Consider the following 22843-nt stretch of genomic DNA (forward strand, 5'->3'; position numbering starts at 1 on the left):
GGGACTGGAAGTCCCCCGCATAACTTATCGAGGGAGGGTGTTATGCCATCGTGTGGAAACATAGAATAAAGCCTATCGTCCTTGTGTTGATGATTTCTTCACTTATTTTTGCGTCTTTCCCAGCCGCACCGGCTTCAGCCGGACAGGCGGATGAGTTCGAGACGCTGCGAACTAAATGGTTCAATTATTTGACTGGGGGTACCGGGCTGGATTTGAACGATACGGATATCAGCAATGCAATTCAAGCCAATGCCCAGAAGGTGACTAATGACGCTAAAAACGGGGTATGGGATACGCTGGTTAAAGATCCGGGCAGGGCTTATCTATGGTCCGATTATAAGAGTACTACGGACTCCAGTCATATTACCAATTCGTATAATAGGCTGAAAGATATGGCGATTGCTTATGCAACTCCAGGCACAAACTTATATCAGAATGTGGAATTAAAAAATGATATCATTGCCGGTCTGGATTGGATGTCCAGCAATCGATATAATCCGCAAAAGGCTACTTATAACAACTGGTGGGATTGGGAGATCGGGGCTCCGCTGTCCCTGGCAGACATTATGACTATCATGTATAACGATCTGTCTGCGCAACAGATTGCTGACTATGCGAGCACAATTGACCGATTTATACCTGATCCAAAGAAGCGGTTAATCGGCTCGCCGGGCCTGGCAGAGACGGGGGCCAATCTGCTGGATAAATCTCTGGCCGTTCTCCTGCGAGGGGTGCTTGGCAAGGACGAGCCATCCATCCAGAAAGCACGGAATGCCATTGGCTCGGCCTTCCCCTATGTGACGAGTGGAGACGGCTTTTACGCTGACGGATCATTTATCCAGCATAACAATATCGCCTATACGGGCAGCTACGGCAGTGTACTGCTTGGAGATATATCGAAGCTGCTAACGATCCTGGATCGTTCTCCTTGGCCGATTGAGGTTGCCGATTTCGAAAATGTGTGGAAATGGGTGACCGATTCTTTCGAGCCCCTCATTTATGACGGACACATTATGGAAATGGTCAGCGGCCGTGCGGTATCCCGTTATAACAACAATACACGGGGCGCGGTATGGACGATTCTTCGTCTGGCCCAATTTGCTCCACCTGAACAGGCTGCCTATTACAAGAGCATGGTGAAGGAATGGGTAGCGTCGGATACGAGCATGACCAACCCGTACGAAGGTATGCAGATCAGGGATATTGTGAACTTCAAGCAGTTGCTAAGTGATTCCAGCATTAAGCTGCGTGGCGATCTGATTACACATCGTCAGTTCTCGGTCATGGATCGGATTGTTCATTCAAGACCGGGATATACGCTAGGAATCAGCATGTCCTCTTCCCGGATTGCCAACTTCGAGGGGGGAATGAATGGGGAGCATACACGAGGATGGTATACCGGTGACGGGATGACCTATCTGTACAACCCGGATTCAGATCAATTTCGCAATGCGTTCTGGCCAACGGTAGACTCTTATCGGATGCCGGGAACGACCTCCGACGGTTTGCCGAGAACAGCGATCAAGACAACAGGGAAGACTTGGGTTGGCGGTTCATCGCTGGACAATCAGTTTGGAATAGCCGGGATGGACCTGGCCCCTCCTGGAAGTAATCTGACCGGGAAGAAATCGTGGTTCATGTTCGATGATGAGATCGTAGCGCTCGGAGCCGGCATCACTACTCCCGATGCGCGTAAGGATGGACGTCAGGTTGAGACGATCGTCGAGAATCGAATGGTCAATTTGGCAGGCACGAACCCATTAACTGTGAATGGACAAGCGATGCCAACCCAATTGGGCTGGTCCGATACATTGAAGGATGTCAAATGGGCGCATCTGGAAGGAACGGCGAAGGGGGCGGATATTGGCTATTATTTCCCTGAACCTACCGATGTAGGCGCACTGCGCGAGGCGAGGACCGGCTCCTGGAAGGATGTCAACTCCACCGGCCCGATCGACCCGATTACACGTAATTACGTCAGTCTGGTTGTAGAGCATGGTGTTAAACCGACCGATGCCGGTTATTCCTACGTATTGTTGCCATCATTTGATACGGCGGCTACGAAGGCATATAACGATAATCCGGATGTTCAAGTGCTAAGCAATACCTCGCAGATCCAAGCCGTACAGGAGAAAAAGCTTGGCATCACCGGTATGAATTTCTGGCAACCGGGTGAGATGAACGGTGTGCGTGTATATCAACCGGCTTCTGTGATGGTTCAGGAGCAGGGCGACGAATTGACGCTATCTGTATCCGATCCGACGCAGACCCAATCGAAGCTGAAGGTCGAAGTCGCCGCTACTTTGTTGCAGGAGATCAGCAAGGACGAGACGGTTAAAGTTCTGCAGAAGGCACCGACGGTTCTGCTTGAAGTTAACACTCAAGGCAGCAAAGGGAAGAGCCATGCGATCAAGCTGAAAATCGACCCTGATGCGGAGACGGAACTGCCGGAGGAAGGGGCGCTCGAGCCTGATGCGGCAGCCAAGATCCGGATCAATGTATCCGAGGATGCATTTGTAAATGGCGGAAAGAATGCGGCTTTGAATTATGGAACCAACGGGTATTTATTAATTCGTAACGGGAGCGGGGATTACGACCGCAGGGTGTTCCTGAAGTACGATCTTTCGCAAATTGTAGATGATATTGAACGGGTTACGCTGAATGTATATGGAAAGACCAATGACAGCAACGGCACCCAGTCTGACATCGGTGTATTCGAAATTCGCGATGATAGCTGGAAGGAGCAAGAGCTTACCTATAACAATAAACCTGCACCAGGCGCCCGCTTGGATCTGCGAACCATCGCATCTCCCGACCAATGGTGGAAATTCGATGTATCGCCATTCACCAAGGAGAAGCTGCAGGACAATAAGATCGTTAGCGTAACTCTGCAGCAAGTCGGCAAGGACCTGAGCGCTGAGGTTCGCAGTCGCAAAAGCGAGAATGGAATCTATCAGTCTTATCTGGAGGTGCTGCTCAAAGATGCCATTGCACCCATAACGAAGGTTCAGATTGAAGGCGAAGCGGAGGCCGGAGAGGAGCATTATAAAGATGTAAATCTACTCTTCTCTGCTGAAGATAATCTGAAGGGCTGGGGCGTCTTGCGAACTGAAGCCCGTGTAGATGGCGGTAAATGGCAAACAGTCAAGGATGGTAAGCTGCTTATTCAAGGAGAAGGGGATCACATCGTAGAGTATCGTTCAATCGATAAAGCGGGCAATACGGAACAGGCGCAGCAAATTGCCGTGTCTGTTACACGCCCAAGCGTCGATTTGAAGGGGCCGCATGAGCTAATCTCAGGCGATCAACTGATCGTGAGTTACGAAGTTAATACCTCGAAAACGGACTTCTACTCCCATCATGTGGTTCTCAGCTATGATGAGAGTGTGTTGCAGTTCGTATCGGCTGAATCCTTGCAGCAAGGAATTGTTATCCTGGATACGCGTAAGGAAGAGGGACAAGTTCAGCTTGTGATTGCCGGGGAAGGTGTAGCGATCCAAGGCAAGGAAGACATGTTAAAGCTCACCTTCAACACGAAGAAGGTCACATCGCCAACCGAAGGTGCGTTGAAGGTGACCAAAGCCGTATTGGGCAATCTGTCCGGGGAGGAGATCGATGCGGCTCCGGCAATCCTAAACTTTTCGTTGAAGGACAAGAAAGACCCGAATCCTGGTAATGGCAACGGGAACGGCAACGGTAATGGCAACGAGAACGGTAACGGTAACGAGAACGGTAATGGTAACGGTAACGGTAACGGAAATAGCAATGGCAATGGTAATGGAAACGGCAACGAGAACGGAAATGGCAATGGCAACGGTAATGGAAACGGCAACGAGAACGGAAATGGCAACGGCAACAGTAACAGCAACGGGAACGGGCCAGGAAAGGAAGTGGCTTTGAAGGATACGGCGGGCCATTGGGCTGAGAATATGATTCGCCAAGCCATAGAAAAGGGTTTGGTTCAGGGTTATCCCGATGAGACCTTCCGGCCGAATAAGCCGATTAATCGTGCTGAGTTTACGGCATTATTAGTTAGAGGCTTGAATCTCAAGGAAGAAGAGGAGCTTACATTCAAGGATACGGATCAGCTTCCGGAATGGGCGAAGTCCGATATTGCCAAAGGAATCAAGAGAGGTTTCATTAGTGGATTCCCGGATCACACGTTCCGGGCCACTCAAGCAATTACGCGTACTGAGCTTGTCGTCATGGCCGCCAAGGCATTGAACAAGCCCGCGCCGCTACAGACGGAGTTAACATTCTCCGATGCGGGAAGCATTCCGCCATGGGCACAGGGCTGGATCGCGCTAGCTGTGAACGAAGGCCTGGTCCAAGGCCGCGGCAACAACCGCTTTGCCCCCCAAGATGTGGCTACCCGCGCTGAGGCGTTGGCTGTCGTAATGCATCTGTTGGAGGCTCAGGGGCAGAAATAACCGCATAATTCAGGTAATAGGAAAGGTCGAGTTCAGGGGTGAAGGGATGCCCCAAGCTCGACCTTTTTAATTAAATATAAGCTTGATAAAGTCTAGAACAGCTTCCCTTGGGCATAGAGAATCGTCGATATTCGCATAATGGCATGATCAAAGCAAGTCTGCCGCAGCGATTTGTTCGAATTGAAATAGAGGGGATAAACCTTGTCCATCGTCATGCCCATTTTACAGTGAAGCTGCTCAAATACTTCCGATTCGCTATAATATTGAGTCTCGCGCCCTTGCAGCCATTCGAAATAGGATACGATTACCCCGCCAGCATTAGCCAGGATATCCGGAATAACCAAGGTTCCTTTAGCCGCCAATGTATCATCGGCTTCGCCGGCGATAGGGGCATTTGCCCCTTCGACAATAATCGGTGCCTGTACCTGTTCAACATTGTCTGTTCGAATCTGATCCTCCAAGGCGGCTAAAATAAGTACATCCACATTCAGATATAGAACGGCTTCCCGCTCCAGAATTTCAGCCTGGATGTCGGCTTCGCCAATTTGCTCCTTGGTAAAAGGAAGATCTCCACGATTGGCTGCTGCGTATTTGGCGAGCGCTGGAATGTTCAGCCCATCCGGATTATACAGGGTTACATTGCGATCGCTGACCGCAACGATGGTACTGGTTATGTACTGACAATGATAAGCTTCGGTGGCCGTAACTGAACCTACATTGCCGAAGCCTTGTACAGCCAGAGTGATCGGCCGATTCCGGCAGCTCAGGGCAACTGCAGCCTGTTGAGTCCGGGACTGCGCCAGCTGTTGATGATTCTCCTGCAAGTAGTCATGAAGCAAATACCGAAGAGTGTAGTAGACTCCTTTGCCGGTTGCTTCTTTCCGACCCAGGGAGCCTCCATTAAGCACGCTCTTGCCTGTAAAGCTGCCCAAATATGGCTTCCCGTAATGAATGCTTTTATATTCGCTCATCATCCAATCCATCTCCCGCGCGCTGGTTCCAACGTCAGGGGCGGGGATATCCTTGTCCGGGCCGAGGATTTCATTAAAATATTGTACGTATTTCGTACAGATTTGATAGAGTTCCTTAGTGGAATAATCCCTTGGATTGATAGCAACACCGCCTTTGCCGCCGCCAAAGGGAACTTCATGCAGAGCGTTCTTCAACGTCATGAGGGCTGCGAGATTAATTACCTCGGCTTCATTTACGGATTCATGGAAGCGGATGCCGCCTTTATAAGGCCCCAGCGTGTCATTATGCTGCATACGAAAAGCCGGAATGCGTTCAATGACGCCGTTCTCCCGGGCTATTCTGAGGTAGGATTTATGAATATGGTTAGGGGTTGATAGAATAGTGATGAGCGAGTGAATCGCTTTATCTCTTGCATCATCTTTGAGCTCAGGCAGGAAATTGGGCTCATTCAGCAGGTTATGTAAGGATTTCTCAATGATGTCGGTTGTCTGTTTAGCCATAGCTTCGATCACCTCGAGGTTTATTTTGAAACGTTCTAAATAGGGGCTAACAGCGGTTTGAAAACAATGACACCTCCACTTTCTGCTTTTTAGAAAGTACTGTATATGGCTGGTATACCTCTAATCGACAGAATCGTCAATGCAAGGTACCAATATTATACAATAAATTTTGAAGTTTTTCCTGCACATCGAAAAAATACGGCAAGTTGCCAATAGGGCATTAACACCCTGAAATCGTATAGTTAGCGTGAATACTAAGTAGTAGACTTTCTTCTAGTTTGCGGCAAGATCCCGGTCATAGCATGGGAATCGAGAGTTTTATAGTCGCTGGGCATCGGCTTCTGCTGCTGAGTGGATGAGGTTGGATGAAGATATAGTGAGCATGGCAACAGCTCGAATAGAGAAGGAAGGAAATTAACCAATGGATAATAGTGCTAAGATCGCAAGAGGGACTCTGGAGTTGGCGTGAATCGGCGTATAGACGGATTGAAAGGGAATAAAGAGCAGGTAGCAATTGCCTGTTCGTGAAGCATTCCATCAAGTTATCGTGGCGGCTAGAAACAAGGCTTCGTCTACCGGACTGGCCAGCAAATCAACGACGGGTGAGTGGCAAGCGCCAGATCACAATAGAAGGACTAAGGGAGAGCGGTCTATTCGGAATAGCAACCCGGCTCAAGCGAACCGGGCAGCTGTGCGGATTCCTCTGTTATCGGGAGAGAAGACCGACAATGAATACGTTCATATAAGCTTGAAATACGCTGCGAGAAGCAAATATTGACTATGTTCAATTCATAATACCCTGGTTAACAACACGTGACGTAGGGAAATTATGGGGCATTAATTGCAATGAATTAGATTTTCTTGTGTGATCCGTGTACCTGCTTTACCTTCCAGCGCAAGATCGGCCTGATCCAGTGAACAGATGATCGCAGTTCCGCCATTCTCGGCGAATCGAATCGCGGATTCCATTTTAGGACCCATGCTTCCGGCGCTAAATTGACCTTCCGCAGCATATCGCTGGGCTTCGGATAAGGAGATGGTTCCAAGCGACTTTTGCTGCGGTTTTCCATAGTTCACATATACGTTCTGAACATCCGTCAGAATCATAAATACATCAGCATTGACGTCGCAGGCTAGCTGATATCCGCTGCGATCCTTATCGATGACCGCTTCCACGCCAGACAAGGTTCCATCCGTTTGACGGCATACGGGGATTCCTCCGCCCCCCGCAGCAATAACAATGGCCCGACTGTCGGCCAGTGATTGGATAACATCTGCCCCGAGAATGGATTTCGGCATCGGAGAGGGGACCACACGGCGCCAGCCACGGCCCGCATCCTCTTTCACGATCCAACCCTTCTCGGCAGCCAACCGCTGGGCTTCATCCTCCTGGTAGAAGACGCCAACAGGTTTGACTGGATCCAGAAAAGCAGGATCGTCTTGGGAGACTTCTGTCAGGGTGAGCATGCTGACCACTGCATTGTCCAGCCCGCGTTTTTGCAGCGCATTCTTCAGACTTTGATCCATCATGTATCCGATGAAGCCCTGGGATTCCGCGCTGCACACATCAAGCGGGAAGGGCGGAACGACTGCCTTGGCTTCCTCTTGCTGGCGCAATATATTGCCCACCTGCGGGCCGTTGCCATGGGTGACAATCACTTCATAGCCCTGCTGAACAATTCTGGCGATAATCTCACAGCATTGACGTACATTCTCTAATTGATTCTCATAGGTAGCTTGCTGCTTGGGTTGAAGAATAGCGTTGCCGCCAAGCGCAATCACGACTTTCTGTGCCAAGTGGAATTCCTCCTTAGGATCAACATACCCATCAGTATGCCAAATGATGTATCCAGACCTGAGCTATGACCAACGCACAGAAGCTCTCGGGTCCGCTTTATTAATTCCTCGCTATCGTCCAAGGCAAGGGTGTTCAATACATTGGATATTACGGAACTGAACTGTCCTTGCAGCGCATATTTCAAGTATTCCCGGCTAATATCTGTAGTGAGAGCTTCCTTCTCCACCAATGTAGTTAAATGGAGCCGGAAGTGTTCTGTAAATCCTCCAGTAATCGTGTCTACAGCGAGCATCCCGGCCAGCATGTCATCTCCGGCTGGGGTCAGCCCGTTGCCGCGACCGATCCAGTATCTGAGGAGCTTATCGATTTGAGGCAAGCGTTCGCTCCGGGCTGCATCCATGAGTTGCAGAACCCTCTGTTCATGTTCTGACCAGGAAGGTTCTGCGGCATTGCTCAAGCGATCAAGGAAATCGCTCACCCAAATGCCTGTGCCGGTATGCTGGTTATGCGCGCATAATTCGGATGCAAATGCATTTAGACCAGACCGCAGGGACAGCGCTGCAATGGGTCCCATCTTCGTGTCAAAAGCCTGATGAGGATCGAGCTGAATGGCAAATGCGGAAAAGAGGAGAATAGATGCCTCTCTATCATAGAGAAATGGCTCTCCCATACGAAGTAAGGAGATGAGCCGAGGCACCAGCTCGTCCTCCAGATGGATGCCAAAGGGGAGTTCTCCGTTTTTCCTGCTGCCGATGAAGATCAGCCTGTCCCCGCAGCGAATATTCCAGCCATTTTTAAAAATGCTGTGCACATAACCCGGTTCGTCCGTTTGAAGGAGAGGGGGGACAGTCAGACTGTACGCCCCGCTCGCTTGTATGAGAGGTTCCATTCTGCTCTCCTCCCGCTTGTTACTTCCTTGTAGATGGCTAGATGAGCCCCAGCCTCTGGGCATAAGCCTCAAGTGCTTTTTCGAAGCAGGCCAAAGGTGCCCGAACGGTCCCTGCCCCGATCTGACCTACTCCGGGCTCTTTGTGGGCGATCCCGGTATTAATTACCGGAGTGATTCCGGTCTCTACCACTTTTCTGGCATCAATCCCGAGGCAGGTTCCCTGGAAGTTCCAGGTTGGAATCGCAAAGTTCGGATTATGATCGATACAGATTTCCGTCATTTCATTGCTGGTCGCCAAAGCATCATCAAATCCTCCGGCACCTACAAATCTGGTAACGCCCGGTGCGGCTACCATGGCCATGCCCCCAACGCCAAATGCTTCAGTAATGGCGCTGTCGCCGATATCCGGGTTAGCCATCTCCTGGGAATAGCCGGTGAAGAATAAGCCCTGCGGTGTATTTACAGGCGCGGTGAACCATTCGTCACCCATTCCGCTGATCCGGATGCCGAAGTTTTGGCCATTTCGGGACATTGCGGTGACTAGGGTGCCATACTCAATCGTTCTGGCGCCATCAAGTACGGCTTTGGATGTCGCCATGGCGATATTTAGGAAGAACTGATCCGTATCAGCCAGGAATTCCACGACAGCCGATTTATCTTGTTCGGACAAGTTCGTCCGTAGAATATAAGGAGTGATCTCCTTCAAAAATACGAGCGAAGCGGCAATATTTCGTTGATGGAATTCGTCGCCCATTGTGATGGCTTTAGCGATCATTACATTAATGTTCAGACCATTGTCGATAAGGGACAACGCCTTGGAGAGGACAGGGGCGAGCACATCCCGCATCCATCTCAGACGTTGGATGACCTCATCAGAATAAGCGCCGAAGCGCAATACTTTACCGATTCCCTCATTCATCGTACAGTAGGCACGATTGCCGTCGGTGCGGTTCTCGACAACCAGCACTGGCATATTCGCGGAGGTGATTCCTCCCATAGGGCCCACGGCTTTCACATGATGACACGGAATGAAGTCGATCTCCCCCTGCCTCAGAAGAGCCATCGCCTTCTCTTCATTTTCTGCCCAGCCCTCGAATAGGCAGGCTCCGACACAGGCTCCCTGCATTGGGCCAGTCATATCCTCGAATTGAATCGGTGGCCCTGCATGTAGAAGTACTTGCCCGTTCAGCTGCTCCACTACGGATTTGGCGGGAACTACGTCTACCAGGAAGGGCGCGCCGGCTATAATTTTTTGAATAACCGCCTGATTTGCTTCATCGATTGTCCTATAGGGTCCGTACATGCTGCATCCTCCTAATGTTGTATTTTGAAATGGGAAATTGTCCTTTATTTGAGAAGGCTCAATATTTTGCGCATTCTTTCATTCCCGCCGGCAATCGGACGCCAATCGTACTGCACAGTCTGTCCGCCGTAGCTATTTATTGTATTGGCGAATTTCTTAAGTCCGATATTGACGACTCTTGGCTTGCTGCTGAGCAATTCAGCGATGGCTTCTGAAACCTGGAACGGGGCTGGCTTGGTTCCGGCTGCAGGTAAGGATGCTTTGTGATTGTCCTGCAGCCGGATTCCCATCATTGCCAGTGCGGTTCGGACTGCTCGATTGTTGCTGTCCTTGACGATAACCCCAGCTTGCTCCAGCTTGGATTTTTGCTCCTGATAATTTTGCGGGTCCTGCGCCGTGCCGCATACAGCGGCTACGAAATACAGGTTTTTGCCCCTCGCCATAGCTTCGCTTCGAGTGCTCTCCATGACTGGCAGCAAAGCTCCAGCCATATCCTCATGGGAGCCATAACCCAGTACGATATCAAGAAGGATGATGGCCGTGGAATCATCTCTGGCGGCTTGCTTAATATATTGGATTCTTGTCTCCGGATCGATCATCGGGTGAGGTTTGCCTTGGGTATACTTGTCATCGCCCAAGTCGATCACTTCATGACCGTTTGCTCTCAGCAAATAACCGTCGTCGTGAATAAGCGGCCCGAGATTCAGACCTTTGGACAGCAGAACAGCAGCTTCATAGGCAAGGGTACCGCCGGAGTAAAGACCTTTAATAGAGGTTTGCTCCGGTTTGAAGGCCACCTTTGGAATTTTTCCATTCGACATGTTGTAATTCGTCAGGATGACTCTGTCTTTGGATAGATCTACGGCAATCATAGCTGTCTCCTCTAAGGTAGAGGCATAATATACATTGCCTTCATGAGCCGTAGGCTCTTCACCGACGAAGATAGCCACCGCTGGCTTTGACAGACGCTGCAGCAGCTGGACGACCTGATTCCGCACTTCCCTTGCCGGCGGTTTGGATATGACTACGATAACCTCGGTCTCCTTATGCTTCTCCAGCCCTTGAATCGCGCTTAGCATTGTGATCGCGCCGATCGTATCCGACAGGTCGCGTCCTCCGGTTCCGATCGCATGGCTGATGCCTCCGCCCAAGCGGTCAATCAGGCTGGTGACTTCTTGGATCCCCGTGCCGGAAGCACCTACAACACCGATATTGCCTTCCTGGATGATATTGGCGAAGGCAATTGGAATATTGGAGATAATTCCCGTCCCACAGTCAGGACCCATCACCAGAAGCCCTTTGTCCCGGGCTTTCTGCTTCAGGCGCAGTTCGTCCTGAAGATCCATATTGTCGCTAAATATGAAGGCATGAAGGCCATGGTCCAAGGCTTTGTCCGCTTCCTCGGCCGCATATTGGCCTGGCACGGAGATTAAGGCAAGGTTGGCATTCGGCAACGCCTGCATAGCTTTATCCCAGGTGCGTACCGATTCAAAGGCCTGTTTGCTGCTGCTCACCGCCTGATTTTTCAGCTCTTCCTCAATGGTAGCGAGTACTTCGGCTACTTTCCCCTCATGATCGGTACGGATTACGATACACATATCATTGGGGCCAGCGGCTTCCAGTTCGTCCTTATACATGCCGGTATTCTGGAAGATTTCCTTGTTCGCCGGTGTGCCCATCATAATAGAAGCTTGATCCACCCCTGCCATTGCGGAAATCTTGTTCGTTAGAAGCATCAGGTTAACGGAATCTTGATAGGAATTCTCTTGAATGATGGAATATAACATGAAGCTGTGCACCTCTCTCGTTCAGATAGAGTTTTCGTATTACAGACTGCCGGTCAGATCATTTGGCAAACGGATCTTTATGGTCGTATTGATTGCGATGGACCGTATCGGATACCAGATATTCGTAAATCTCATCCACAATCTCGATGCCATTTTGTTCGTATTCTTCTTGGATCAGGTCATTATTCTGTCCCGGAAATAGCACTTGCCCGAATCCCGGAGCCGGCTTAATCCGGTTCAATTCATCCATGGTCTGCGAAATATGCTGTCTAAATACAACAGGGTCTGTAAAAAATGCAGGATTGATGACGAGATGGAACTGTCCCAGATTACGGTATTCGGTCAAATCGTGGTACATCGATGAAACCTTATTTCCGAAAGGAAGACCCAGCAAAATACCTGACAGCACATCCACCATCATCATTAGGCCATAGCCCTTAGGACCAGCGATGGGAAGCAAGGCATTCACTTTGAAGGGGTCCGTTGTCGGATGACCTTCTTTATCCACGGCCCATGAATCGGGAATCGATTCATTTCTTGATCTGGCGTGAAGGATTTTCCCCCACGCTTGCACGGTTGTGGCCATGTCCAAGGTAAGAAGGCGATCATCATGGCTTGGAGCAGCGAATGCAATCGGGTTCGTGCCGTAATAGGGCTCTGAACCACCAAAGGGAACGACCATCGGATCGGATTGACATACGGAGATGCCAATCATTCCGGCTTTGGCAGCCTGCCGCACAAAATAGGACAGGGCACCGCTATGACCGATTCTACGGACACCAACAGCTGCTATGCCGCTGGCTTTTGCCATTTGGATCGCTTCATCCATCGCTTGCTTGGCAGCCACATGGCCTACCCCGTTGTCGCCATCAAATACAGCCGTGCTGGGACCGGTAACTTCATATTTAAAATGGGGCGTTGTGTTTATTCCACCTTTGGCGATTCGTTCCGCATAATACTCCACTCTCATCGCGCCATGGGAATGAATGCCTCGGATATCGGCATGGACCAGGACGTCTGCCACTCCGTCGGCATGCTCCTTCGACAAACCCGCTTGGTGCAGTTTCACAGCAATCAGTTGACTTAATTCGGATTGGCTTACTCTCAACTTCAACACCTCTGTTCAGTTAGGTTAGATGGATAGGTCATCCGCGGCATGCGGCAAGCTTAGCTTAGAGGTCCGCATCCCGGTTGCAGTCTTTGGAATAGACGTAAGCCAGCTTCTCACGGCCGACGGCGTAGCAGGCTTGCTGCACATAAGGACCCATGAAGATATAGTCGCCTTTCTTGACAGGGATCCACTCATTGTCCAGATTGTAGATTCCTTCTCCAGAGAGCAGATAAGCTCCGTGTTCCTGTACATGCGTCTCGATGAATGGATGACAAGCGCCGGGATCAAAGGTCAGAATATGGAAGTTCATATCAAAAGCAAGCTCTTTTGGCAGCAGATCCTGAATCCGCATATCTGTCATGCCATCATAATCGACTTCGGGAATATCATTCGAGTTGCCGGTTACGACCCATGGCTTCAGATCCTTCAGCGGTTTATGCTTCTGTTTGTAGAGAAACAGTTTGCTGTCTCCATCCTGCAGGTTCTCTAGACACATCACTGTTCCCGGAGGGCAGTATAGGAAGCCGCCGCTAGTCAGTGTGTAAGCCTCGTTATTGGCAGAGGCCTTAACTTTTCCTTCAAGCACATAGACGAAGGTCTCGATATGCTCTTGTCCGCCGAAGCCATCCTTGTTAACGCCTCCTTGATGCATGGTTACTATATAATCTACAAAGCTTGCGCCAAGCTTCGGTGTAGCCAAAATAGAAATAGAGCAGTTTTCAAAGCCCGGAACTACGTTATTAACAAGACCTTCCGGAGTAATTAAGGCATATTTGCCATGTTTAATGATAGAGCGGCTAGATAACAGATCAGTTGGGTATCCCATTGTGATTCTCTCCTTTTTTTATCGAGTATAATGTGAGAAATTAGTGCCTGGTTTGCGTCTTGGTGCGCTTGATCATATTGGCTATGAACAGGAATGTAGTGCCGACAATAATGATGGCGATGGCCAGGTAGAAGCCCAGAATCTTGCTTCCCGTAGCGTCGGAGATCACTCCCGTGACAAACGGGGCAATGACAGAGGACATCATGCCGAAGAAATTGAAGACGCCAAATGTGGTGCTGTAGCCTTGCTTAGGCGCGATGTCTGCTACATAGGAGATCATGATCGGGTCCACCGCCAGCTTGCCGAAGAACCCGTACATAATCAGGAACAGGATTAGCAAATTATTACTTTGGATGGCAACGGTCAGATATAGAGTTAGCGCAGCAATGATCTGTAAAATAATGACGACCATAATCTTTCTGTTCTTGAATTTGTCGGACAGCTTGCTGAACAGCAGGGCGCCGGGGACGGAGGCAAACGCGACCAGCGCCGAGGCGAAGCCGATAGCGGCGCCTTGGAAGCCCCTCTCCATCTGCAGATAGCTCGGCAGCCACGTTACAATCATGTAGTAGCCATAACAGATGGCGAAGTAGATCACATAAGCCGAGATCATTCGAATGTCGCCAAATAGCGTCTTGAGTATTGCCTTGTCGCCAGCTTCTTTTTCCTGGCCGGCTTTTGCTGCAGGCTCCGGTTTCTTATCCTTAATGACCTTGCCGAAGGCAATGGCGACAGCGATAATCAGCGCAGTTGTAACGAAGAGCAGTGGTCTCCAATCCCAACCCAGCCCTTTAACCAAATATGAGGAGCCGATATAACCAATTGCCATACCCAAAGCTGAACCACTGTTGATAATGGCTGTAGAAAAGCTCCGTTTCTCATTGGGTATAGAGGAAGAGGAGATCGAATATGCCGGTCCATAATAGGTTCCTTGTCCAAGGCCCGCGAGGAAGCTGCCGACAAGCAGGAACAACAGGGACGGGGCAATTCCGACCGTAAAGGCCCCGAAGGCGAAGATTAAAAAGCCTGGAATCAGCATGATTTTTCTGCCGAATTTATCAGCCAGGAAGCCGGAAGGAATCTGCATGGAGGTATAGGCCAGAAAGAACAAGCTGGAGATAAGGCCCATACTTGCATCGGACTCGATTCCGAGTTGCACTTTGATTTCAGGTAAGATGGGATTCAGCACAGTTCTGTAAATCCAGATGACCGTCCATCCAAGACAGAATAGGATAACAATCTTCTTCCAATACTCCATTCCGCCTTTTGGCTTCGTTGAAGCTTGTTGATTCATCTCTTGTATCCTCCTTAGTAGTGAGGGGCTCGGGATGCTGCTGCTTGCCTGAGTGGTGTTCTATTCCTCGTATGCCAGTGTATAGAGGGTTCCGATCAGTGCTTTGACCCCTTCGGCCAAATCATAGGGATCGGTATATTCCGCCGGGTTGTGGCTGATTCCGTCCTTGCTTGGTACGAAGATCATCGCTGTTGGGGCCAGGCCTGCTAAGATTTGCGAGTCATGGCCTGCTCCGCTGTGCATCAGCTTGTAATTCAAGCCGAGCCGCTGACACTGCTGCTCAATGACTTCTACGATGCGTGCGTCCATCGGCACAGGGTCCGCATCCATCCACATATCGATTTGAAGTCCTACGTTCAGGTCCTTTGCGATCTGATGCAAAGCAGCGGTGATTTCTTCCGTGAATTGAGCCAGCATGCTTTTCGCGGTATGGCGGATGTCCAAGGTGAATAGGGCATGCCCTGGTACGACATTCACGACATTGGGTTTGACCTCGATTTTGCCAACTGTAGCTACCAAGGGGTCGCCATGCTTCCGGGCCCGGTTCATGACGTCACAGATCATGGCGCTGGCGGCCTGAACGGCATCCTTGCGATAGCCCATCGGTGTGGTACCCGCATGATTGGCTTCGCCGGTCACCTCCACGGTGAATCTGCGCTGTCCAACGATGTTGTTCACAACTCCGACCGACCTCGCTTCCTTTTCCAGTACGCTGCCTTGCTCGATATGAATCTCTACAAACGCTTTCAAATCCTGGCGGAGAGGTGCTGACTCATTACGGAAATGAAAGCCACAGTCTCTCATCGCATCGACAAATGCAATACCGTCAAAATCAGAGATATTCTCTACCTCTTCGCGTCGGGCGGTTCCCGCTATATTTTTGGAGCCCCAAAATGCATAAGGGAATCGGCTTCCTTCTTCCTCCGCCATCGATACGAGCTGCAGACTGCGCAGCGGCTGCCCGTAGGTTTCCTTCAAGTGCTTCAGAGCGAGCAGGCCGGCGACAATTCCGAATTGACCGTCATACAGACCTCCGTTGCGCACCGTATCGACATGAGAGCCGGTCATGATCGTCTCCTGCGGATACTTCGTTCCTTGCAGACCGCCGAACAAGTTCCCCACTTCATCGAAGTGAACATCGAAGCCTTCCGTATTCATCCAATGTTCCAGAGCTTTCTGGGCTTCCAGCCACTCTTTGGTATAGAGCAGTCGGGTTACTCCGCCTTCAGGATCATTGCCGAAATATCCGAGCCATTCCAGCAGCTGCAGGATATCTTTGCTTAATTCTGTCATGCCCATCGTTCCTTTCTGGTTGATGAAAAGTGTGTATTGAGCTTAAAATCAGTGAGGATTATGTCTTACATGAAAATTGTAAACGCTTCCTAAAATGAGATCATTAACAGAAGTGGATAAAAGTCCGACGGACGTTTTATCCACTTTGGGTAAAAAACAGGCGTGCGCCTATTTAATTTTTTTGGTTGAAACCTTCTTTTTTTAACAAATTTAGAATCTTCAGGCCCACTCGGGTTTCCAGCATTTCTTCAGGATCTTCGAAGTCCATGTCAGTGATTTCTTTGATTCGTTCCAGCCTGTACATGACGGTCTTGTAATGGACGAACAAATCCTGGGCGGCTTTAGCCGCGTTTTGATTATGCTGCAGGAACACTTCGAGCGTATGAATCAGATCGTTTTTGATCGCATTTTTGCTCTCTATTAATTTGCTCAGCGGTGCGGGAATGAAGGAGGTGAGCAACGACGGGTCCGGGAATTGGCAGAGCAGCCGGAACAGGCCAAGCTCGGAAAAGGCAGTAACCGCTTCGTCGCCGAAGAGCATGGCCCCGAGTTCCAGGGCCTCCTGGGCTTCCTGATAGCTCCCCGAGATATCCATCGCCGTCTCCGCCACACTGCCCATACCGACCTGAACGACAATATCTGTCGTCTTCATGTGGACGGCTTCCTGAATCTTGTATGCTTTTTTCTTGGTCGACATTAGCCAGTCCTTGCTCTTGGATTTTAACGATTCCACCGGTAAAAGCAGGATAATCATATCGCTGCGGCTGCGCATGATGCCGTCCAAGAAAGTGGAGCGAATTGCATCATGCAAATAAGTGAAGGCCTTGCTCTTGAGCATGCGTGAGTTATGGGGCTTATCCAGCTCTTTATCGCCTAGCGAAGAGAACTCTTCTTTTACATAAAATAATAGGACCGCATAAGAACGCTCCAAATCCCAACCAATCAGGTTAGCCCGATGATAGACGGTCTCCAGCATTTGAGCTTTGCCGGCGAGCAAATCGTCGATGATATCGTTCTTGAACTCGCGCTCTACTTCCGCAACGGCAAACTGCTTAACCAATTCGAGGGATAATGCCGTAGCTGCATTTTCTATCGCGATGAAATCAAGCTCTTCCAATGGCTTCAAGGCTTCAGTAACGACCAGATGCACCTTGATGCGATTCACGGTTCGGATCGGAACGACGACCTGATCCACCGTCTTGACTGCCGGCTCTAATATTTGCGTCTTTCTCCAGAAATAAGGGAATTTAGTCTCGAAGCTTTTTTCTCTCTCGGTATCCGACTCTGCATGCTCGATAGGAACCGCGGAGAGAGAATCGGAGATCATGCAGGCGAAGTTACGGTCATAGAGAGCAACAGGATTGCCGATCAATGATTGCAATGTCGCGATGATAGGCTCCAGCCCGGCGTCGGTTAAGGAGAGGGTCGTGAAGCGATCATGCACATCCTTGAAATATTTAAGCTTCATGACCTGGGTATTAAATAATTCCTCCATCACCGGATAGAGCACATCGACATAAGGAATGCTCTCGGGAATTTGAATAATGGGTAGAGCGGTCTTTTCCCCCGTCTTTACGATGACATCCGGAATACTTTTGACAAAGCGGTGGTTTTTGATCAGTAGAGCACTGACTCCCTTGTCCGCCAAGCGTTGTATAAACACACGCTGCTCTTCCTCCGTATAATTGAGAATCGGATAGAGGCTGGTCAGCAGCATTTCTCCGCCCTTCAGCCAGTCGGCGATGTCGGGGGCCTCCATAATCGTGATGCCTCGGATTACATTGGACAGGCCCGCCTTGCCTCCAAGGACCTCAGCCTTATGCAAGCCTTTCATTCTTAATACATGCTCGACTCTAAATTCCATATTCACGTCTCCTTCTGAAGCGAATTATGTAAAATTAGTTATCTTGAATTTGAAGCATTAAATAATCCCCATCTTGGTAGAAGAGGGGGATCAAATTTGGGGATCATTAAGCTTAGGTTGTTGTGGTCTTCTTAAGGTGTTGTACATCGTTACGGTTGTGCTCTAACCTCCTAATTTTCGACACCAACGCTTTGATATCCTGCCCTGATAGACGGGCTGTTGAACCGGATTCATAAAGCCAGTAATATAAGAGATACAAATCCGAGGTTTTTCGATAGGTTGGCCACATTATTATTGTATTCCTGGCAGGAAGGGGAGAAAGTGTGAAAACGGTTTGCTATAAAACAGTTGGGGATGTTCGTTTATTAGGGGACTTCTATAGTACCGGCCAAGCAAGCTCGCCCGTTGTCGTCTATATTCACGGGGGCGGCTTCATCTTTGGTTCAAGGGGAGAGATTCCGAAGGATCAGTTAGAGCGGTATAATACGGCCGGATTCCACGTATTCTCCATAGATTATCGGTTAGCGCCAGAGACAAGGCTCACGGCTATTGCCGAGGATGTTCTGGACGCCATTCACTGGCTGCAGGATAATGCTTCCACAGAGCTGGGGGTTGAGCCGTCCTCCATCGGTATGGTGGGTCATTCGGCGGGCGGATACCTGGCGCTTCTGGCTGGAGCGAGGGAGCCGAAGCTGAAGGCCGTTGTTTCCTTCTATGGTTATGGGGATATCCGGGCAGCTTGGGCCACCGGGGCGAGCTCGCATTATCTGCAGAAGCCGATCGTTCCCCGTAAGCTGGCTGATCAATTGATCGCAGGGGAGGTACTCACGGAAGCTTCTGTTCAGCAAAGATTCGGTCTTTATTTATATTGCCGACAACAAGGCACCTGGGTTCAGGAGGTAACAGGGTTGGATCCTCAATGGGATCAAGCGGAGCTGGAAGCACTTTGTCCGGCGGAAGCTGTCACTGCGCAATATCCGCCAACGCTGCTCTTGCATGGAGATCAGGACAATGATGTGCCTTATACACAATCGGTTCAGATGGCAGAGCGGCTGGAACAGACGGGAGTTGCCCATACGTTAATTACGCTGCCAGGTGAGGATCATTTATTTGATTTGCAGAAGGATAAAGAGAGTGTCCGGCAGGCATTTGCTCAGGAACTGGACTTCCTTAGAAAGTATTTGCTGTAATTGCTTGAGATGGAATCTAAGGTCGATGCTATGTCCGGCCTTTGTAGGGAAGATTACGCTTTATGCTTCAGGACAGACATAGATCAAGCCACGGATCATGATTATGATTCCGTGGCTTGATTTTTTTGCGCCGGATGTAATGCCATTTCATTTCAATGTCTGAAAGCCAAAGTTTTAACTCCAATAATTTTACCTAATTTACATAAATATGAACATCATTTTGTTCTCCTATAATAATCCAATGTAAGAATAAAGATGTTGTACAAGTCATTATCAATCGGAGGGAAATGATGAACAAATTATATGGAGTTATCTCCAAATGGGTAAAGTCAGGGATTGCCCTGTCATTGGCACTCTCAATTCAATTGGGATTAGGCCAAGAGGTTCCATCTGCTCGTGCGGAGGGACCAAGCGATCCTGCACCGTATATTGCGGCGAAGGTTATTAATGAGAACGCCGGAAAAAAGGTGCTCTTCGACAATACTCATGGTCAAACGGCAGGCGCCGCGGATTGGGTTATCGATGGCGGCTTCTCGGATTTTGGCAATGCGTTGGCTAATCGTGGATATGATGTGAAGGAGCTCCGCAAGTCTACGCCATTTACTTATAGCGATCTGAGCAATTACTCGGTGTTCGTTGTAGCCGAGCCCAACATTCCATTTAAGCAGAGCGAACAGCAGGCGATGAAGCAATACGTTGAGGCAGGAGGCAGCATTTTCTTCGTTGGCGATCATTATAATGCAGACCGTAACAAGAATCGTTGGGACGGATCGGAGTCCATCAATGGGTATCGTCGCGGAGCTTGGGAAGACCCTGCGAAGGGAATGAGCGCAGAGGAGAAAAATTCAGCAGCGATGCAAGGCGTTGTAAGCTCCGACTGGCTTGCGGACAATTTTGGCGTACGCTTCCGCTATAATGCCCTTGGCGACATCACGGCCAATGATGTCGTTGCGCCGGACCAAGCCTTCGGCATTACACAAGGGGTATTTACGGTAGCGATGCATGCTGGTTCAACATTGGCGATCACCGATCCGAACAAGGCAAAAGGAATTGTTTACTTGCCGAAGACAAAGGATGCCTGGGCTAGTGCGGTGGATCAAGGCGTCTATAATGGCGGGGGCAAGGCGGAAGGCCCGTATGTTGCCGTATCCAAGCTTGGCACAGGCAAGGCGGCATTTATTGGGGATTCCTCAGCTGTAGAGGATGCCTCTCCGAAATATTTGCGTGAAGAGACGGGGACCAAGAAGACGACTTATGACGGCTTCAAGGAGCAGGATGATGCAGCGCTGCTCTTGAACTTGGTAGATTGGCTGTCGAAGCAGGAGAGCTTTACGAGTCTGGATCAAGTGAACAATCTACAGCTTGATACGAAGACAGAATTGCTGCCATTCGAGACGCCTGCCGCTTCAACAGAACCACAAGCCGAACCCTGGTCTGCTCCAGCTGCCGGCTATAAGTGGTGGGATTCATCGACATTCAAAGCGGGTTCGTATGGTGGGCCGGCGGCAACGGCAAATGCAACCTATTCGTTCGTGCATCAAACGGTTCTTCCGAACGCACAGGATTTCCAAGTCCGCGTTGCGGTAGATCATCTGCCGGCCAACTCCTCGGTGTCAGGCTTGAGTGTCGGGATTTATCTGACTGGCGGTACACAGGTGGCCAAGGTTCAAAATGCAAATGGAAGCTGGCCAGCCGCTTACGGATATAGCGAGACCTTTAGTGTAACTTCGAACAGCCAAGGCCGTGGATATAAAGATCTGACGGTTCGCATTAAGCCGGGTACAGCTGGGGCTGCAAGCCTTCGTCTAAGACAAAATGGCAACAATCTGCTGACTACGTCGGTATCATTGGCAGATGTACCTGCCGAACCACTTCCGGAGGAAGGTGATCCTAACGGGATTCCGGCATTGAGCACGATCGCGGAAGCGAGAAGCAAGTCGGAAGGAAGCCTCGTTACGCTGCAAGGGACGGTTACGACTGAACCGGGTGTGTATGGAGGACAAGCCTTCTACATGCAGGATGAGACCGGAGGGATATACGTATTCCAGAGCACCAGCGGATTCCATCAGGGGGATGTGATCAAGGTTACCGCTCCCCTAGCGTTGTATAATACGGAGCTAGAGTTGTCCGATCCGATTGCGATCGAAAAGGCGGGCACAGCAGAATTGCCTCTGCCGAAGCAGACTGCTTCCGTTAGTGCTGACAATCAAGGACAACTGGTTGAATTGAAAAAAGCAACGATCCATAACATCATCACCGCTTCACCGGCAGGATCGTTTGAATTTGATGCGGTGAGCGACGGTATCAGCAATCATGTTCGCGTCGATGCAAGAACAGGCATTCAGCTGACGGATTTTCCTTATAAGGAAGGTCAAACCGTAAATATGCGGGGGATTTCCTCTATTTTTAAAGGCGTATATCAATTGAAGCTGCGCGGAGCGAGCGATATCTCTCTTGCAGAAGCTGCTGCAGCGCCAGTAACTTCGGCGACACTGTCCGAGATGCCTAATGATCACGGCTGGTTCAATCGGGAAGTGATGCTCACTCTGGCCACTGATAATGAGGGGGCCGGCGAAGTTACTACGAAATATGCAATTAATGATGGAACAGAAGCTGTCTATACGGGGCCTGTGTCAATCGCTGAAGGAATCAACACAGTTCGTTATTATTCGGTCGGTAAGAATGGCTTTGTAGAAGAAGCTAAATCGATTGAAGTCAAGGTAGATTGGACTGCACCTTCGGCTGTCCTGACTCAATCGGGAAAAGCTGTGGGCGATGTACTGGAGCAGGACGTGCTGAAGTTTGAGCTGGCCAGCTCGGATACAGGCTCCGGGGTAGCCGTGCAGCAGTTGTGGGTAGATGGAAAAGAAATTGAAAATGGACAAACCATATACGCGAAGGACCTTGGGGTGGGCGCTCATACTGTGAAGTTTGCAGTAGTAGACTTGGCTGGCAATGGAACGGAGAAGAGCGTTGCTTTCCAAGTGGGTAAGCCGCTTGCAAACGGGGCTCCAGGGACTCCTGTATTGTCCGACACGAGTGGACATGCTAATGGACTGCGGGATGGAAATTATAAGATCACCATGAATTTGTGGTGGGGCAATAACGGTACGGAGTTCAAGCTGTATGAGAATGGCATACTGATCGGTACAAAAGAATTAAAGGATGGCTCCCCGTCGGCTCAGTTTGTGAGCGTGGATATGGCCGGCAGACCAAACGGAACTTACGTTTACACGGCAGAGCTAATTAATTCACAAGGTATTACAAAGTCCCAGCCGCTGATCGTCGTAGTTACCGATGCCACGCCTGGCAAAGCGGTTCTGTCGCACGACAACTGGGATGGCGACGGCAACTATATAGTATCGATGAACATGTGGTGGGGCACGAATGGTGCCGAGTATCGCCTTTATGAAAATGGGGTATTGATCGATACGCAAGCACTATCGCTCAACACACCTTCTGCCCAGCGAGCAGCCACCACGGTAACAAATAAGGCAATCGGGACCTACGAATACCGTGCTGAACTGGTGAACGCCGCAGGCCTCACCTCCAGCGAGACCGTTGTGGTTCGTGTAACGAAGTAGGG

Annotated in this window: 14 protein-coding genes; 4 read left to right on the top strand and 10 right to left on the bottom strand. The window is 49.9% G+C overall.

Translation table 11 applies throughout. The features are described from left to right. The first annotated feature begins 50 nt into the window (after positions 1-50). A complete protein-coding gene (locus DMN77_RS01195; protein ID WP_372775159.1) occupies positions 51-4430 on the top strand; it encodes a polysaccharide lyase family 8 super-sandwich domain-containing protein in 4380 nt (1459 codons plus the stop codon). Between the two features lie 92 nt (positions 4431-4522). Here the strand turns inward: DMN77_RS01195 and DMN77_RS01200 are convergent, their stop codons facing one another. Then, positions 4523-5902: a Glu/Leu/Phe/Val family dehydrogenase gene (locus DMN77_RS01200; protein WP_068779357.1), complete on the bottom strand. Its 1380-nt coding sequence runs from the start codon at positions 5900-5902 to the stop codon at positions 4523-4525. Between the two features lie 514 nt (positions 5903-6416). Between DMN77_RS01200 and DMN77_RS01205 the strand changes: the two genes are divergently transcribed. Further along, positions 6417-6680, top strand: a complete 264-nt coding sequence (locus DMN77_RS01205) for a hypothetical protein (protein ID WP_068779358.1) — start codon at positions 6417-6419, stop codon at positions 6678-6680. Positions 6681-6739: 59 nt separating this feature from the next. Here DMN77_RS01205 and arcC read toward each other — a convergent pair whose 3' ends face one another. The 9 genes from arcC to DMN77_RS01250 all read right to left on the bottom strand — a co-directional run bounded on the left by arcC (position 6740) and on the right by DMN77_RS01250 (position 18067). Next, positions 6740-7699, bottom strand: a complete 960-nt coding sequence (gene arcC, locus DMN77_RS01210) for a carbamate kinase (RefSeq protein ID WP_068779359.1) — start codon at positions 7697-7699, stop codon at positions 6740-6742. Next, on the bottom strand, positions 7681-8589 hold the full coding sequence (locus DMN77_RS01215; RefSeq protein ID WP_068779360.1) for an oxamate carbamoyltransferase subunit AllH family protein: 909 nt from the start codon (positions 8587-8589) through the stop codon (positions 7681-7683). The genes arcC and DMN77_RS01215 overlap by 19 nt, the downstream gene beginning before the upstream one ends. 37 nt (positions 8590-8626) lie before the next feature. Then, positions 8627-9892: a YlbE family protein gene (locus DMN77_RS01220; RefSeq protein ID WP_179013169.1), complete on the bottom strand. Its 1266-nt coding sequence runs from the start codon at positions 9890-9892 to the stop codon at positions 8627-8629. Positions 9893-9936: 44 nt separating this feature from the next. Next, on the bottom strand, positions 9937-11679 hold the full coding sequence (gene fdrA / locus DMN77_RS01225; RefSeq protein ID WP_179013170.1) for an acyl-CoA synthetase FdrA: 1743 nt from the start codon (positions 11677-11679) through the stop codon (positions 9937-9939). Between the two features lie 58 nt (positions 11680-11737). Beyond that, the gene (gene allD / locus DMN77_RS01230; protein WP_179013171.1) at positions 11738-12787 is read right to left on the bottom strand and encodes an ureidoglycolate dehydrogenase; all 1050 of its coding nucleotides are present in this window, start codon (positions 12785-12787) and stop codon (positions 11738-11740) included. Positions 12788-12851: 64 nt separating this feature from the next. Then, positions 12852-13616: a (S)-ureidoglycine aminohydrolase gene (gene allE / locus DMN77_RS01235; RefSeq protein WP_179013173.1), complete on the bottom strand. Its 765-nt coding sequence runs from the start codon at positions 13614-13616 to the stop codon at positions 12852-12854. Between the two features lie 40 nt (positions 13617-13656). Then, entirely contained in the window at positions 13657-14910 is a 1254-nt protein-coding gene (locus tag DMN77_RS01240) for an MFS transporter (RefSeq protein WP_179013174.1), read from the bottom strand. A gap of 60 nt (positions 14911-14970) precedes the next feature. Continuing rightward, positions 14971-16203, bottom strand: coding sequence for an allantoate deiminase (gene allC / locus DMN77_RS01245; protein WP_179013176.1), 1233 nt, complete (start codon positions 16201-16203; stop codon positions 14971-14973). Positions 16204-16375: 172 nt separating this feature from the next. Further along, positions 16376-18067: a PucR family transcriptional regulator gene (locus DMN77_RS01250; RefSeq protein ID WP_256872181.1), complete on the bottom strand. Its 1692-nt coding sequence runs from the start codon at positions 18065-18067 to the stop codon at positions 16376-16378. Positions 18068-18390: 323 nt separating this feature from the next. On the opposite strand from DMN77_RS01250, the gene DMN77_RS01255 reads away from it, so the two are divergent. Both DMN77_RS01255 and DMN77_RS01260 read left to right on the top strand, forming a co-directional pair. Beyond that, a complete protein-coding gene (locus DMN77_RS01255; RefSeq protein WP_179013178.1) occupies positions 18391-19257 on the top strand; it encodes an alpha/beta hydrolase in 867 nt (288 codons plus the stop codon). Positions 19258-19544: 287 nt separating this feature from the next. Then, on the top strand, positions 19545-22841 hold the full coding sequence (locus DMN77_RS01260) for an endonuclease (RefSeq protein ID WP_483874231.1): 3297 nt from the start codon (positions 19545-19547) through the stop codon (positions 22839-22841). Positions 22842-22843 lie beyond the last annotated feature (2 nt).

The sequence above is a fragment of the Paenibacillus sp. 79R4 genome, assembly GCF_013393165.1.
Taxonomy (GTDB): Bacteria; Bacillota; Bacilli; order Paenibacillales; family Paenibacillaceae; genus Fontibacillus.

What these genes read in the sequence shown, in the direction of transcription:
- DMN77_RS01200 (WP_068779357.1), bottom strand. Translation starts at nt 5,902, where the DNA reads ATGGCTAAACAGACAACCGACATCATTGAGAAATCCTTACATAACCTG.
- DMN77_RS01215 (WP_068779360.1), bottom strand. Translation starts at nt 8,589, where the DNA reads ATGGAACCTCTCATACAAGCGAGCGGGGCGTACAGTCTGACTGTCCCC.
- DMN77_RS01220 (WP_179013169.1), bottom strand. Translation starts at nt 9,892, where the DNA reads ATGTACGGACCCTATAGGACAATCGATGAAGCAAATCAGGCGGTTATT.
- fdrA (WP_179013170.1), bottom strand. Translation starts at nt 11,679, where the DNA reads ATGTTATATTCCATCATTCAAGAGAATTCCTATCAAGATTCCGTTAAC.
- allE (WP_179013173.1), bottom strand. Translation starts at nt 13,616, where the DNA reads ATGGGATACCCAACTGATCTGTTATCTAGCCGCTCTATCATTAAACAT.
- DMN77_RS01240 (WP_179013174.1), bottom strand. Translation starts at nt 14,910, where the DNA reads ATGAATCAACAAGCTTCAACGAAGCCAAAAGGCGGAATGGAGTATTGG.
- allC (WP_179013176.1), bottom strand. Translation starts at nt 16,203, where the DNA reads ATGACAGAATTAAGCAAAGATATCCTGCAGCTGCTGGAATGGCTCGGA.
- DMN77_RS01250 (WP_256872181.1), bottom strand. Translation starts at nt 18,067, where the DNA reads ATGGAATTTAGAGTCGAGCATGTATTAAGAATGAAAGGCTTGCATAAG.
- DMN77_RS01260 (WP_483874231.1), top strand. Translation starts at nt 19,545, where the DNA reads ATGATGAACAAATTATATGGAGTTATCTCCAAATGGGTAAAGTCAGGG.